The organism is Pueribacillus theae, from assembly GCF_003097615.1.
GTDB classification, from domain to species: Bacteria; Bacillota; Bacilli; order Bacillales; family UBA6769; genus Pueribacillus; species Pueribacillus theae.
In genome coordinates this window covers 1-14,957 of record NZ_QCZG01000023.1, presented here as the reverse complement: position 1 = coordinate 14,957, position 14,957 = coordinate 1, and the positions used below count along the sequence as shown (strand labels likewise).

Sequence of the window (14,957 nt, the reverse complement as noted above, 5' to 3'; positions counted from 1 at the left end):
TCATGCACAAAACGACAATTTATGCGACTTCTTTTTACAAATGAATCCCCGTTTAAGTATGCTATAATGATAGAAATTTAACTAGATCAGAGGGTTAACACGACTTTAAAAATCAGGTGAGGGGAATGCATAAATGATAAATAACTTTGGAATTCCAGGAAGTATTATTACTATCTTAGTTCTCATCGGATTAATTTACTTATTTAGAAGGATGGTGAAAAGAGGCAAAAAATGTCAATAAAAAAAAGCTCATTTTCGTTCGATTTCGTTCAGAACTGTCCAATTTGCGGGAAAAACAACAATTGTTGTTATGGCAAAGATAAGTCTTTAGGTGAGTGCTGGTGTACGAACGAATTTTTCCCGGAAACGATTTTTAACCTCGTCCCTCCAAAACAATTAAGAAAAACGTGCATATGCAAAAATTGCTTGAACGAGTTTAAGAAGAAAAAAGCGGAAGCGGAATCATGTTAAATTTTCCGCTTCCTTTTGTTTTACATTCTTCACAATGTCCATTAAATAATGAACAAACGTTTCATCTCTAACGAGCCAAACAGCATAATTTCTTTTCAAAAAATTTTCCCCTTCATCAAAGCTTGGAAACGTCTTTTCCATTTTTGTGCCATTTTTCGTAATCATCCACTCATCATTTGCAGGGTGAAGCAAAAAGAATTCTTCCATTCGGTTTTTATATAGGGAGCCAAATGAAGAATGTTTCAAATTATAGCGATTTCGTTTTGCATCTTCCCGTAGCGGCTCCAAGTGAAACGTTTCGGCTACAAATTTTCTGTAAGCCTCTTCGGTTAATGCACAGCCAGAGGCTTTTGCATGCCCGCCGCCACCGAAATGGCCAGCCACTTCAGAAACATCGACATGATCGTGGATGGTCCGCAATGAGATTCGCTTCCCACCCATATTTAAAATGGCGATATAGTCAAGATGGGGATATTCGCTGCTTAGCCTGTTTCCCAATTCCGAATGATACGATTCCGCATAAACGATCCCGGCAAACTGATCTCCTATTGGCGCCTGAACAAGTTCCCGTCTTTTGCGGCGGATGTAGCGTTCAATCTTCTCCTCTTCCATATCCAATAATTTTGCTTCAAATTCATTAAAACAGAAATGATCGGTTGCCTTCAAACGTTCAATCATTTTCTCTTCAAATTCTTCAATTGACACTAAAAAGAAAAGAGCATTCAGCCGTTTTGCCTGTTCGTTGTTATTTTTCTCCCAGCTCCATGTATCGTACTCCCTGACAAGCTCAACAAATTCTGTGATCACTGGCGAAGATTCAATAAGCCGTTGGGATACAAGATAGTCATAAAACAAAGAGGTTGCTGAAGTTTATTCCCCTTTATCGTCTTCAACAATGACATGGCCCCATTCATAATCATTAAAATGCAGTGCCGTTTTATGGTGATCAATGAGCTGTACCTTCCCTCCGGCTTGGTAAAACGCATTGAGCCTTTTTTCATTTTCTTTATTTACAGATAAATCCGTAATCAATAAAAACGTATCCTTACCATCATTTTCCAAAAACCATTCTACTTCATGGTCGAGACCTGAAGAGGAATTATAGCGGACCTTCACGTCGCTGCCAAAAGCAAGCTTCGCTAAAATGCCGCATCCGACTCCATCCAAATCATTATGCGTCAACAGTTTGTACATATTTTTCACCTCTAAAAATAGTATAGGTCCAACAATCGAAATTTATCACGCCGCAACCGTCCGTAAGACCCCCACTGAGCGAAGTTTCACTTTATTGATCAGGATAAATAAAGGCCAAACGGCAAATATTATTATTACGACAGAAAGGAGGTCGCTTAAATGAACAAACAGCGAGCACAAGAAATTGTTAATTCTCCAGAGATGGTTCGTGTAACATACAACGGGGTTCCAATTTTTATCCAAAACGTGAATGAAAATAATGAAACAGCGAGAATTTATCCACTTGATGAACCACAGAATGAGCAAGAAGTTCCTTTAAATCAGCTTGCGGAACATTAAGTTAGCGCTCTCATAGGAGGGAAAATAAATGCATTCTAAAACCAATAATGACTGGACAGTTGCACCGTTAACAAAAGAACAACAGGAAGAATTAAAACAATTGGAGGAGCAATTAGGCTTTGTCCTCATCGCATATACCGAGACTGAGCATGAAAAATAAAACACATTCAATTGGATAAAAAAATGAGGCTTCCTGTACGTTCGGGAGCCTCGTCATTTTCCAGTGATTTCTATGAAGATGATGCTTTTTTAATGGCACGATGAGCGATGTCTTTACGGTAAAAGCAGCCATCACATGTTAATTTTTCAAGATTTTCGTAAACGTGGTCAATGCTTTTCTTTAATGTGTCTGCCAATCCCACGACAAGCAAGACGCGGCCGCCGTTTGTTACAAAGGTGTTCCCAACCTTCTTCGTACCTGCGTGAAACACGAGGATGTCGGAATCAAGTTTTTCAAACCCAGTAATTTCGCTTCCTTTTTGATAGGCGCTTGGATAGCCTTTTGAAGCAACGACGACGCCAGCGACGTTTTCATTTGACCATTTTAACTCGATTGGCTCATGATTTAATAATGCTTGAATGACATCGACAAGATCATTTTCAAGCCTCGGCAAGACAACTTGTGTTTCCGGATCGCCAAACCTGGCATTGAATTCAATGACCTTGACACCGTCTTTTGTCAAAATAAGCCCTGCATATAAAATGCCGGTAAACGCGCGATCCTCCTGCACCATCGCTTTTGCGGCAGGCTTTAAAATGGTTTTCACGGCCTTGTCTACCTCTGCTTTGTCAATCTGGGGGACTGGTGAATACGCGCCCATTCCGCCTGTATTTGGCCCCATGTCACCGTCATGGGCCCGTTTATGGTCTTGCGAGATAACCATTGGATAAACCTCTTCGCCGTTTACAAACGCCATGAGAGAAAATTCTTCGCCGTCCAGCCATTCTTCAATGACAACTTGTGCGCTAGATTCACCGAAACGGCGGCCTTCCAACATGTCATATAAGCTTTCAAACGCTTCTTCTTCTGTTAGCGCGACAACGACACCTTTTCCTGCAGCAAGCCCGTCGGCCTTAATAACAATTGGCGCACCTTTTTCTTCTACATATGCTTTTGCTTTTTCGTAATTTGTAAACGTGCGGTATTCTGCTGTTGGAATATTGTATTTTTCCATTAATTCTTTGGCAAATGCTTTGCTGCCTTCGATGATGGCCGCATTTTTCCTCGGTCCAAACACAGTTAAACCTTCCGATTCAAAACGGTCAACGATCCCGTCAATGAGCGGCTGTTCCGGCCCGATAAAAGTCAGCCCAATCTGTTCTTTTTTCGCAAAACCGACAAGCGCTTCATGGTCATCTTCTTCAATCGCAACAAGTTCTGCGACATCTGCCATTCCATCATTTCCAGGCGCGACAAATACTTTTTCAACTTTATCGCTTTGTGAAAATTTCCAAGCGAGCGCATGCTCTCTGCCGCCTTTTCCGACAATTAGCACCTTCATTCAGGTACCTCCTCAACAACATTAATGTTTAAAATGCCTGATTCCTGTAAATACCATTGCAATGCCGTATTCATTCGCTTTGTCAATGGAATCTTGATCGCGAATGGAACCGCCAGGTTGGATAATGGCTGTTACGCCTGCTTTTCCAGCTGCTTCAACCGTATCATCCATAGGGAAAAATGCGTCAGATCCCATAACCGAACCGTTTGCCGCTTCTCCGGCTTGATCAATCGCAATTTTGGCGGATCCGACACGGTTCATTTGCCCGGCTCCAATGCCGACTGTCCGATCTTTCGTTGTAAGAACAATCGCATTCGACTTCACATGTTTCACAACTTTCCAAGCAAGCTTCAACGCTTCCCACTCATCATCTGTCGGTTTTCTATCCGTTGCCACGGTTACTTCTGCGTCTTCCAGTGTATATGAATCCAAATCTTGAACGAGCAGGCCGCCTGTAACGGAAGTAAGTTGTGTATCGTTATTAGATAAGCCATTGATTTCTACTGTTAGCAGACGCAAATTTTTCTTCTCAGATAGAATGTCAAATGCTTCCTGGCTAAAAGAAGGGGCAATAATGATTTCAAGGAAAATTTCTTTCATTTTTCTTGCCGTTTCTGCATCGATTTCCCGATTTGCGGCAATAATTCCGCCGAAGATGGAAACCGGATCTGCTTCATATGCCCGGCTATAAGCGGAAAAAATGGTATCACCACACCCAACACCGCACGGATTCATATGCTTGACAGCAACGACAGCCGGTTCGGAAAATTCCTTTACCATGTTGAGGGCTGCGTTCGCATCTTGAATATTGTTATAAGATAGTTCCTTCCCATGAAGCTGTTTCGCCGCAGCAAGCGTGTTGTTTTCTTTTAATGGCTTTTCGTAAAAAGCGGCTTTTTGGTGAGGGTTTTCCCCATAGCGAAGGTCTTGTTTTTTTGTATAGGTAACCGTGTAGGATTCAGGGAAGCTCTCCCCCGCTTCCTTCGTTAAATAATCGGCGATGACTGCATCATAAGCTGCGGTATGGCGGAATACTTTCGCCGCTAGCTTTCTTCTTAATTGTTCCGTTGTTTCTCCGGTTTCTTTAATTTCTTCAATAACCGCTTCATAATCGGCAGGATCGACGACGACTGTGACATCTGCATGGTTTTTGGCCGCAGCTCTCAGCATTGTCGGCCCGCCGATATCTATATTTTCAATTGCATCGGCATAGGTCGTATCTTTCTTTGCAATAGTCGCTTGGAATGGATACAGGTTAACGACGACAAGATCGATTGGTGTGATGTTATGTTCGGCCAGTTCTTTGTCATGTTCTTCATTGCCTCTTACAGCAAGCAATCCGCCGTGCACGTTCGGATGCAATGTTTTCACTCGGCCGCCAAGGATTTCTGGGAATTGTGTCACTTCTGAAATGCCTGTGACAGGCAAACCTGCGTCCTCAATTTGCTTTTTCGTTCCGCCTGTCGAGACAATCTCAATGCCTGCATCGGTTAATTGCTTCACAAAGGGGATAATGCCCGTTTTATCAGAAACACTGATAAGTGCTCGTTTCATTTTCATTTTGAAATAGGAGCCTCCTCTTTCTTTTGAAATAGCTTTGCCAATGTTTGCGGGTAAAGCTGATGTTCTATCGCGTGGACTTTTCGCATGACACTGTCTTTCGTATCGCCCTCGTCAATATCAACGGCTTTTTGAGCAATGATTGGGCCAGTATCCATACCGCTGTCCACGTAATGGATGGTCACGCCGGTTACTTTCACGCCGGCATCCACTGCCTGCCCGACTGCATCAAGCCCAGGAAATGACGGAAGCAGTGATGGATGAATGTTGACGATTTTTCCTTCATACGCCTGAAGCAATACCGGGCCGATAAGCCGCATATACCCGGCTAAAGCGATAAACTCCACGCCGGATTCTTTTAATTTCTCTAAAATAGCCTGTTCATAGGCTGCTTTATTTTCAAAGTTTTTCGGTTCCGCGACAAAAGCCGGGACACCGGCCTTCTTTGCTCTTTCAATCACTTTTGCGCCGGGTTTGTCGCAAACAAGCAATGCGCAAACAGCAGGCAACTCTCCCTGGGCCATTGCGTTAACAATCGCTTGAAAGTTTGAACCGCTCCCTGATGCAAAAACAGCAAGCTTAATCATGGAAGCCACCGCCCTTGAAAGCAATCCCGCTTTCATTTGTTACCCTTCCAATCGTGTAAGCTGTTTCACCAATCTCCTTTAATTCGTTCATCACTAAAGGCACCTTTTCTTCTGAAACGGCGAGTACCATACCAATTCCCATGTTAAATGTGTTGAACATCTCTTTCTTTGAAAGGCTGCCTTCTTTTTCAAGCAGTGTAAAGATCGGCGGTACTTCCCATCTGTTACAATCGATAACCGCTCCCAGCCCATCGGGCAGCATGCGAGGGATATTTTCAATAAAGCCGCCGCCTGTAATATGCGAAATCCCTTCGATTGAAGTTTTTTCTAAAAGCTTTAAAACCGTTTTCACATAAATTCTTGTCGGGCGCAGCAGTTCTTCACCCAACGGGAGAGATAGATCGCCGTATGTTTTTTCAAGATTGCATTGTTTTTCTTTAAGCAGGATTTTTCGGACAAGGGAATAGCCGTTGCTATGAATGCCATTCGATTCAAGCCCGATCAGGACATCTCCCGCTTCTATATGGCTGCCTGTAATTAATTTTGGCTTTTCAGCAGCGCCGACAGCAAAACCGGCGAGATCGTATTCATTTTCTGAATACAAATCAGGCATTTCCGCAGTTTCCCCGCCGATGAGTGCACAGCCGGCCTGCTCACAGCCGTCCGCAATACCTTTTACAATTTGTTCGACTCGTTCAGGCACGAGTTTGCCTGTTGCAATATAATCGAGAAAGTAAAGCGGTTCAGCGCCTTGGACAACGATGTCATTGACACTCATTGCGACACAATCAATCCCGATGGTGTCGTGCTTGTCCATCATAAACGCAAGCAATAATTTTGTTCCTACACCGTCTGTTCCTGAAACGAGGACAGGCTCTTTATATCCAAGTCCTGACAAATCGAACATGCCGCCGAAAGCACCAAGGCTCCCCATGACACCTTTCCGGTTTGTTCGTGCGACATGCTGCTTCATGCGGTTAACGGCTTCATAGCCGGCTTCAATATCGACGCCCGCTCTTTTATACGCATCAGACACGCACTTTGGCCTCCTTTTGAAGAAGATTCGATCCTTCTTCTCGCAGTGAAATCATTTGGCTTTTCTAAAACCGATTATATATTGTCGTTGTAATTTTTCTTTTCTTGGGAGTCGACCATTTCGGAATAAACTTCGATCGGGTATTTGCCTGTAAAGCATGCAAGGCAGAGGCCGCGATCTTCTCCTCCGTCTTCATTTCCAATCGCTTTTTTCAATCCTTCGATGCTTAGGAACGCAACCGAATCGGCCCCAACTTCTTCTTTAATTTCTTCCAATGTCATGTTTGCAGCAATCAGTTCTTTTTTCGTCTTCATATCGATGCCATAATAACACGGGGAAATGACCGGCGGTGAACTGATTCTTAAATGGATCTCTTTTGCCCCTGCTTCCCTGAGCAATTTGACGATCCGACGGATCGTCGTTCCGCGGACAATGGAGTCATCAACCATAACAACCCGCTTTCCTTCCACGACCCCTCGTACAGGCGACAGCTTCATCTTCACCCCTTGTTCACGTAATGCCTGTGAAGGCTGAATGAATGTTCTGCCGACATAACGGTTTTTTATCAGGCCGAGCTCATATGGAATGCCAGACTCCTCTGCAAAGCCGATGGCCGCTGAAATGCTTGAATCCGGAACGCCCGTTACGACATCGGCATCTGCCGGTGCTTCGATTGCCAATTGTTTTCCGAGATTTTTTCTTGCCGTGTGAATATTCACTTCTTCGATATTTGAATCTGGACGGGAAAAATAAATATGTTCCATCGCACAAATCGAACGTCCTGGAGAAGTCGCAAACATTTCGGATTTTAAGCCTTCGTCATTGATAACGATAAGCTCACCGGGTTTTACTTCACGAAGATATTCAGCGCCAACAATATCAAAGGCACATGTCTCACTCGCCACGACATACGCATCGCCGAGCTTGCCGAGAGAAAGCGGCCTGATGCCGTCCGGATCAAGCGCAACGACCATTTCATTTTCTGTCAAAACGAGAAAGGCATAGGCGCCTTTAATCATGGAAAGGGCATTTTTGAAACGATCTTCAAGCGAAATGTAGGAACTTCTTTTTATCAAATGGACGAGGACTTCAGAATCCGATGTCGTTTGAAAAATACTTCCTTGGCTTTCAAGCTGATGTTTAAGCCCTTGGGCATTCGTTAAACTTCCGTTATGGGCAGCAGCCATATCCCCTGTTGAAGATCGGAAAAGCAAAGGTTCAATATTTTCGTAGCTTCTTCCCCCTGAGATTGTATAGCGGACATGCCCAATTGCTGCTTTTCCTTTCAGTTCTTCGAACAAGCCTTTCCCGAATACATCATTTAAGAGCCCTGCATCTTTATGCACTTTTAACCCTTTTCCGTCAGTAACAACAATGCCAGCACCTTCCTGGCCCCGATGCTGTAAGCTGTGGAGGCCATAATAGGCGATTTGAGCAGCGTCCTCATGGCCCCATATGCCAAACACACGGCATTCCTCCTTTAATTAATGCCAGAAAGTCTAAATTTGCTTTTTCACAAATTTAGACCAATCCGGCTTCTACCTCTGACTTCCTAAGAAAGGACGCGTTAGCGCTTTTTCTTAATTAGATGACATGTAGCGCGGGATCGATTCTTTCCAAGCTGTTTTCATCTCTTGAATGTCGATTTTCAAAATCTCTTGTTCCTGATCGTGGACAGTGAGGATCTTGTCTTCCGTTACTTTACCGATTAATTTTGCTTTCATGGCTGCTTCAAATTTTTCTTGATTTTCCTTTTTAACTGAAAGGAGGTAGCGTGACTGTGATTCACTGAATAATGCTGTAACAGCATCGCCTGAGACCGTGATTTCTGCCCCTTTTTCTCCAGCTAGCATTGATTCTGTCACTGCTGCAGCAAGCCCGCCTTCAGATAAATCAATGGCTGAAGCAACAAGGCCAGACTGGATGGCTTGTAAAAGTTCGGATTGGCGCTTCTTTTCTACGGTTAAATCAATGGAAGGCGCTTTTCCGGAAATCTTGCCGTCGACAATCTTTTGCAATTCGCTTCCGCCAAATTCGGGCAATGTTTCACCTACTAGGTAAATAAGATCTCCCGTTTCTTTAAAACCTGTTGTTGTCACATGATTCACGTCTTTAATGAGGCCGACCATCCCAATAATCGGCGTCGGGTAAATCGCTGTTCCGCTCTTTTCATTGTAAAGTGACACATTTCCGCTTACGACAGGCAGTTCAAATGAACGGCACGCTTCGCTGATGCCTTCCACCGACTGATCGATTTGCCAGAAAATCTCAGGCTTATCCGGACTTCCGTAGTTTAACCCGTCCGTAACCCCGATTGGCTCTGCCCCTGAACAGATAAGATTTCTCGCTGCTTCTGCGACAGCAATTTGCCCGCCGATTTTCGGATCGAGATAAATGTAGCGTGAGTTGCAATCTGTCGTCATAGCGACGGCTTTGTTCGTTCCTGTTATCCTGACAACGCCCGCACTGGCTCCCGGGCTTAACACAAGATTTTCATCCTGCTTATCGAACTGGTTATAGGCCCACTCTTTGCTTGCAACAGTTGGCTGGGAAATCAACTGCAGGAACGTTTCTTTTACATTTTTCACCTCAGGAACTTTCGTTGCCTGTGCTTGGAATTCCGTGTAATACTCAGGCTCTTTTGTTTGCTTGTGATAGACCGGAGAATCTTCAGCGAGCGCGTCTGCGGGTACGTCTGCTACGACTTCGCCGTTAAAAAAGAGGCGAAACTGCTTATCATCTGTGACTTTACCGATGACGACAGATTGAACATCCCATTTGGCAAGAAGTTCTTTCACTTCATCTTCGCGGCCTTTTTTTACAACGATAAGCATTCGTTCCTGAGACTCTGAAAGCATCATTTCATATGGCGTCATACCTTCTTCCCTTTGAGGTACTTTATCTAAATACAATTCAACGCCTGTTCCGGCTTTGCTCGCCATTTCACTTGCCGAAGAAGTCAGCCCGGCCGCACCCATATCCTGCATTCCAACGAGTGCATCGCTTTTGGCTAATTCCAGGCACGCTTCCATCAATCGTTTTTCAAGCTCAGGATCGCCCTTTACAAAAACGCCCTCTGAATCGTCATCCGCTAATTCTGCTGAGGAGAAGGTTGCACCGTGAATCCCATCTCTTCCAGTATCGCCGCCAACGTACATGACACTGTTGCCAACACCTGAAGCCAAGCCTTTCGTAAGTTCGTCATGTTCAATCAACCCAACGATCATCGCATTCACAAGCGGATTGCCTTCGTATGCTTTATCGAACTGGACTTCGCCGCCAACCATTGGAACACCCATCGAATTGCCGTAATCAGCCATGCCTTTTACCGCATTTTCAAATAAATATTGGACATGGCTGGAATCCAACTCTCCAAAACGGAGGGAGTTCAATGCAGCGATTGGTCTTGCTCCCATTGAGAACACGTCACGCAAAATACCGCCGACACCTGTTGCCGCACCGTGATAAGGTTCGACAGCTGAAGGCGAGTTATGGCTTTCAATTTTGAAAACAACAGCTTGGTTATCGCCGATGCCAACAACGCCCGCGCCTTCTCCAGGCCCTTGAATGACACGCTTTCCTTCGACAGGAAATTTTTTCAATACTGGTTTTGAGCTTTTGTAGCTGCAATGTTCAGACCACATGACAGAAAACAATCCGGTCTCTGTGTAGTTAGGCAAGTGTCCAATCATTTCAGCCGCTTTTTCATATTCCGCATCACTTAAACCCATTTCACGGTAAAGCTTTTCTTCTTTAATTTGTTCGGCAGTTGGTTCTCCTTGCATATTCATCGCTTTCCCTCCTAAGATTTTTATTTATCCAATCCTAATCGCTCAAAAATAAGGTCAACGTTCTGTAGATGATAGCGATAATCAAAACAGTCTGCGATTTCTTCAGCAGATAAAAGTTCGGTGATGCGCGGTTCTTTTTCAACAAGTTCACGGAACTGGACTTGTGTCTCCCACGCTTCCATCGCCTTCGGCTGGACGAGATCGTATGCTTCTTCCCTCGACATGCCTTTATCAATCAAGCTCAGCAAAACACGCTGCGAGTAAATTAATCCAAATGTCCGATCCATATTTCGTTTCATATTTTCAGGAAATACAGTTAAATTTTTTACAATGTTTGCAAAGCGGTTTAGCATGTAATTCAACGCGATTGTAGCGTCCGGCAAAATAATCCGTTCAGCGGATGAATGGGAAATATCCCGTTCATGCCAGAGCGGTATATTTTCAAATGCTGTCAACATATGGCCACGGATTACGCGAGCGATCCCTGACATGTTTTCCGAACCAATCGGGTTGCGTTTGTGCGGCATGGCAGAGGACCCTTTTTGCCCTTTGGCAAAAAATTCTTCCACTTCCCGTGTCTCTGACTTTTGCAAGCCGCGGATTTCAGTTGCAAACTTTTCGATGGATGAAGCGATAAGAGCAAGAGTACTCATGTAATGAGCATGCCTGTCGCGCTGTAAAGTTTGTGTAGAAATTGGCGATGGGTTTAAACCTAACTTTTCGCAGACGTATTGTTCAACAAACGGGTCAATGTTTGCATATGTGCCGACCGCACCTGAAAGCTTGCCGACACGGACTGTTTCAGCCGCCTGTTTAAATCGTTCCAAATTCCGCTTCATTTCTTCATGCCATAAAGCCAACTTTAAACCGAATGTTGTCGGCTCAGCATGGACGCCATGCGTCCGCCCCATCATCACGGTATACTTATGTTCTTGTGCTTTCGCTTTTAATACAGCGATAAAGTTCTCAATATCTTTCAGTAAAATATCATTCGCTTGTTTCATGAGATATGATAAAGCCGTGTCGACAACATCTGTTGATGTCAACCCGTAATGCACCCATTTTTTCTCATCGCCAAGCGTTTCCGATACGGCCCTTGTAAAGGCTACAACATCATGGCGGGTCACTTGCTCGATTTCTTGGATTCGTTTGACATCAAATGAAGCATTTTCACGAATGAGACGCGCATCTTCTTTAGGAATTTCACCGAGCTCTGCCCATGCTTCACATGCTAATATTTCGACTTCAAGCCAAGCGTTATAACGATTTTCATCCGTCCAAATCTTACCCATTTCAGGCCTTGTATACCGGTCAATCATACGAACTCTCCTCTTCAATCAGTCCAAATTTGAAGCTCTTTTATTTTTTCAAGTGCCTGCTCTACCGTTTCTGCCAACACATTGATATGTCCCATTTTACGGTTGTGTTTTGCCTCGCCTTTTCCGTATAAATGAAGTTTGCAATCATTAAATTTATCAATGGAAGCAAGTGTTTTTTCAACATGCTGGCCTAGAATGTTTACCATGACGACAGGCTTTAATAACTCTGTCCTTCCAAGCGGCCATCCGCAAACCGCACGGATATGCTGCTGAAATTGCGATGTCTCACACGCATCAATCGTATAATGTCCAGAATTGTGCGGTCTTGGCGCAAGCTCATTCACAAATAATTCGCCTTCTGTTGATAGGAACATTTCAACCGCAAGTGTGCCAACTAGGTGAAAGGCATCCGCTAAATGCAACGCAATTTTCTTCGCCTTTTCTTCAATATCCTTTGAAATTTTTGCAGGAACAATGCTTTGATGCAAAATATTGTTTACATGAATATTTTCTGCAACAGGGAAGGCAGCTGTTTCTCCTGTTACACTTCTCGTTACGATGACGGATAGCTCTTTCTCAAAAGCGAGCCATTTTTCCAGGACACATTCATTATTTTTTAATAACTGCAACGCTTCAGGAAAATCTGATTCCCCGCGCAACACAACTTGTCCCTTTCCGTCATAGCCGCCCCTCGCCGTTTTTAAAACAGACGGAAAACCTAATTCATCAGCTGCTGAATGTAAATCGGTTTTAGATGCAACAGCTTTGTAAGGGACTGTTTCGATTCCTGCTTCATTTATTGCCTTCTTTTCTATTTTTCTGTCCTGCGTTATCGTAAGCAACTGGCTTCCTTGCGGCAAATAAGCATTCTCTTCAAGCCATTTTGCCGTTTGGCCGTTAATATTTTCAAATTCATAGGTAATCACATGACTCGCATCAGCTAGCTGCTTCGCCCCATTCAAATCATCATAAGCTGTGATGACCTCGACATCGGCAACCTGCGCACATGAAGAGTTCTCGTTCGGTTCAAGAACGGCAATGTTATAGCCCATTTCTTTTGCTGCAATGGCCATCATACGCCCAAGTTGGCCTCCGCCCAATATCCCAATTGTCTGACCTGGAAGTATCATTTTACCCTTCACAATTGTTCACTGCTTTCCATTACTTTTTCTTCTAACTGTTTTCTTCGCTGTTCAAGCCTTTTCGCAACGTTTGGATCGAATGCGCCAAGAATTTCAGCCGCAAGCAATCCCGCGTTTGTAGCGCCTGCTTCCCCGATAGACACTGTTGCGACAGGTACACCGCCAGGCATTTGAACAATCGATAACAACGAATCAATGCCGTTTAATGTCCTTGATTTCATAGGAACACCGATTACAGGCAGCGTCGTTTTTGCCGCGACCATGCCAGGCAAATGAGCTGCCCCACCGGCTCCGGCTATAATTACCTTTAGTCCCCGTCCCCTCGCTGTTTCGGCATATTGAAACATATAATCCGGTGTACGATGAGCTGAAACAACTTTTTTTTCATAAGAGATACCAAGTTCCTCCAACACATCACAAGCTTTTTTCATTGTTTCCCAATCAGATGTGCTTCCCATTATTACACCAACTAGTGGTTCCATAATTATGCTAATGCTCCCTTCATAAAGCGAAGCTTTGAAATTAAAAAAGCCACAGAGAAACAATCTTCTCTATTGTTTAGAGAAAGTGTTCAACTGGGGCTTTGCCAAACCGTTCTATTTAAACAACAAAACAAGTCTAAACAGAAAGCTTTCCCCTCATAGTCCAACAATTTACGGTTGTCAGGTAGAAACATTTGGGCCCTATTCCCAAACATATATGAGGCCATCGCTCTTATTCCTAGTCTATCTTAACAATGTTGTTTTTAATCTGTCAATAAAAATCGAACGATTATTAGTATGCTTTTTTACATTGTTCGGTTTTTTTACTTTTTTATCCCCTCAAAAATAATACTCTGTCTAAAATATTGTGGTTCTCCCTTTTTTCCCTTTTCTTTAAAAATTGGCTTCTCAATACGTCGTACAGGCGAATAGCCTTCCTTTTTCATGCGTTCAAGACATTCCTCAATCGATTCATGTTCAAGCAACTCAAATTTTTTCTTCTGCGGCACGCTTTTGCAACCCCTTTACTGCTTTTACCCAGAAACCACCATGGATTGTCCGCGGTTCATAGGAAATGATGAATGCTTTTGGCTCAACCTTTTGAATTAGTTCATAAAGTCTTCGCTCAGACTTCCTTGGTGTAAGAATTTGCATGACCATCCTTTCTCCCGAACGGCCGCGCGCAATCCAACTTGTTACACCGTAACCATTTTCTCTTAGTAAATTAGGCATCCCTTCATCAATTGTGGACATCGTCACATGTACAGTAGTATAACCAAGCGCAAGTTTTTCTTCAATTTTCATTCCAGCCATAACTCCTAGACCAAATCCTACCGCATAGGCGATGATATTTTGTATTTGATTTAAATTTTCTAGCACAAGGCCTAAACCAACAATATAAATGAGGACTTCAATCATACTAACAAAAGCTGCCGTGTATCGAAAGCCCTTCAATGTTAAAATCATTCTCATCGTAAAAAAAGAAACATACACGACATTAATGACTAAAATAATCGCTGCCATCACAAAGCTGTTCTCAAACATGTTATCTCCTCCCTCAGTCTCCTCAAACCTAGTGTTAATCTAAAAAAATGTTAGAACAAAAATAACACACTAAATTACTGATGAAAAGGAACAAGGGTTGTGTGCGTTTCTTTTGCAGCGATCAAAAAAAAAGAACAGCTTATTTGCCGTTCTCCAAATTAAAAACAAAAAAACAGCATTGATTTGAATGCTGTTTTTTCATTGTTGCCCAGCGACGTCCTACTCTCACAGGGAAACCCCATTACCATCGGCGCTGAAGAGCTTAACTTCCGTGTTCGGCATGGGAACGGGTGTGGCCTCTTCGCCATCGTCACTAGACAGTTATTCATTTCTTTTTACACCTTTAATTATAGCAGAGTGGAAAAAAAAAGCAATAGTTTTTCATCTTCTATATTCCTTCAAAACCAGAAACGACATCCAATGTGATTTGTGGTTAAGTGTTCGACCGATTAGTATCTCTCAGCTCCACGTGTCGCCACGCTTCCACACG

General features: G+C 43.5%; 14 protein-coding genes, 1 rRNA gene, 1 pseudogene and 1 riboswitch. Of the genes and pseudogenes, 3 read left to right on the top strand and 13 right to left on the bottom strand.

The features are described 5' to 3' along the window. Positions 1-231 precede the first annotated feature (231 nt). Positions 232-471, top strand: a complete 240-nt coding sequence (locus DCC39_RS11465; protein WP_116555042.1) for a cysteine-rich CWC family protein — start codon at positions 232-234, stop codon at positions 469-471. Here the strand turns inward: DCC39_RS11465 and DCC39_RS11460 are convergent. Then, a pseudogene (locus tag DCC39_RS11460) lies at positions 463-1,665 on the bottom strand (DHH family phosphoesterase). The gene DCC39_RS11465 and the pseudogene DCC39_RS11460 overlap by 9 nt on opposite strands. A 159-nt stretch (positions 1,666-1,824) precedes the next feature. Here DCC39_RS11460 and DCC39_RS11455 point away from each other — a divergent pair. Together DCC39_RS11455 and DCC39_RS19625 are read left to right on the top strand one after the other, a co-directional pair. After that, complete coding sequence (locus tag DCC39_RS11455; RefSeq protein ID WP_116555041.1) at positions 1,825-2,004, top strand: small acid-soluble spore protein H; 180 nt, start codon at positions 1,825-1,827, stop codon at positions 2,002-2,004. 28 nt (positions 2,005-2,032) lie between these two features. Beyond that, positions 2,033-2,164, top strand: coding sequence for a hypothetical protein (locus DCC39_RS19625; RefSeq protein ID WP_276309916.1), 132 nt, complete (start codon positions 2,033-2,035; stop codon positions 2,162-2,164). Positions 2,165-2,234: 70 nt separating this feature from the next. Here the strand turns inward: DCC39_RS19625 and purD are convergent, their stop codons facing one another. The 12 genes from purD to rrf all read right to left on the bottom strand — a co-directional run bounded on the left by purD (position 2,235) and on the right by rrf (position 14,785). Beyond that, positions 2,235-3,506 (bottom strand): phosphoribosylamine--glycine ligase, encoded by a 1,272-nt coding sequence (gene purD / locus DCC39_RS11450; RefSeq protein WP_116555040.1) that lies wholly within the window; start codon positions 3,504-3,506, stop codon positions 2,235-2,237. Positions 3,507-3,527: 21 nt separating this feature from the next. Continuing rightward, positions 3,528-5,066: a bifunctional phosphoribosylaminoimidazolecarboxamide formyltransferase/IMP cyclohydrolase gene (gene purH / locus DCC39_RS11445; RefSeq protein WP_116555039.1), complete on the bottom strand. Its 1,539-nt coding sequence runs from the start codon at positions 5,064-5,066 to the stop codon at positions 3,528-3,530. Further along, a complete protein-coding gene (gene purN, locus DCC39_RS11440) occupies positions 5,063-5,653 on the bottom strand; it encodes a phosphoribosylglycinamide formyltransferase (protein ID WP_116555038.1) in 591 nt (196 codons plus the stop codon). Before purN ends, purH begins: the two co-directional genes overlap by 4 nt. After that, a complete protein-coding gene (gene purM, locus DCC39_RS11435) occupies positions 5,646-6,689 on the bottom strand; it encodes a phosphoribosylformylglycinamidine cyclo-ligase (protein ID WP_116555037.1) in 1,044 nt (347 codons plus the stop codon). The genes purN and purM overlap by 8 nt, the downstream gene beginning before the upstream one ends. Positions 6,690-6,763: 74 nt before the next feature. Further along, on the bottom strand, positions 6,764-8,155 hold the full coding sequence (gene purF / locus DCC39_RS11430; protein WP_116555036.1) for an amidophosphoribosyltransferase: 1,392 nt from the start codon (positions 8,153-8,155) through the stop codon (positions 6,764-6,766). A 114-nt stretch (positions 8,156-8,269) separates the two neighbouring features. Continuing rightward, positions 8,270-10,480 (bottom strand): phosphoribosylformylglycinamidine synthase subunit PurL, encoded by a 2,211-nt coding sequence (gene purL, locus DCC39_RS11425; RefSeq protein ID WP_116555035.1) that lies wholly within the window; start codon positions 10,478-10,480, stop codon positions 8,270-8,272. 20 nt (positions 10,481-10,500) lie between these two features. Continuing rightward, positions 10,501-11,799: an adenylosuccinate lyase gene (gene purB / locus DCC39_RS11420; RefSeq protein ID WP_116555034.1), complete on the bottom strand. Its 1,299-nt coding sequence runs from the start codon at positions 11,797-11,799 to the stop codon at positions 10,501-10,503. A gap of 14 nt (positions 11,800-11,813) precedes the next feature. Beyond that, complete coding sequence (gene purK / locus DCC39_RS11415) at positions 11,814-12,929, bottom strand: 5-(carboxyamino)imidazole ribonucleotide synthase (protein ID WP_116555033.1); 1,116 nt, start codon at positions 12,927-12,929, stop codon at positions 11,814-11,816. Positions 12,930-12,937: 8 nt separating this feature from the next. Continuing rightward, positions 12,938-13,423, bottom strand: a complete 486-nt coding sequence (purE, locus tag DCC39_RS11410; protein ID WP_116555032.1) for a 5-(carboxyamino)imidazole ribonucleotide mutase — start codon at positions 13,421-13,423, stop codon at positions 12,938-12,940. A gap of 139 nt (positions 13,424-13,562) precedes the next feature. Continuing rightward, positions 13,563-13,664: riboswitch (purine riboswitch) on the bottom strand. An 82-nt stretch (positions 13,665-13,746) separates the two neighbouring features. Then, a complete protein-coding gene (locus DCC39_RS11405) occupies positions 13,747-13,932 on the bottom strand; it encodes an NETI motif-containing protein (RefSeq protein ID WP_116555031.1) in 186 nt (61 codons plus the stop codon). After that, positions 13,910-14,467, bottom strand: a complete 558-nt coding sequence (locus DCC39_RS11400) for a DUF2179 domain-containing protein (protein WP_116555030.1) — start codon at positions 14,465-14,467, stop codon at positions 13,910-13,912. The genes DCC39_RS11405 and DCC39_RS11400 overlap by 23 nt, the downstream gene beginning before the upstream one ends. Positions 14,468-14,673: 206 nt before the next feature. Next, a 5S ribosomal RNA gene (gene rrf, locus DCC39_RS11395) occupies positions 14,674-14,785 on the bottom strand. Between the last annotated feature and the right edge of the window lie 172 nt (positions 14,786-14,957).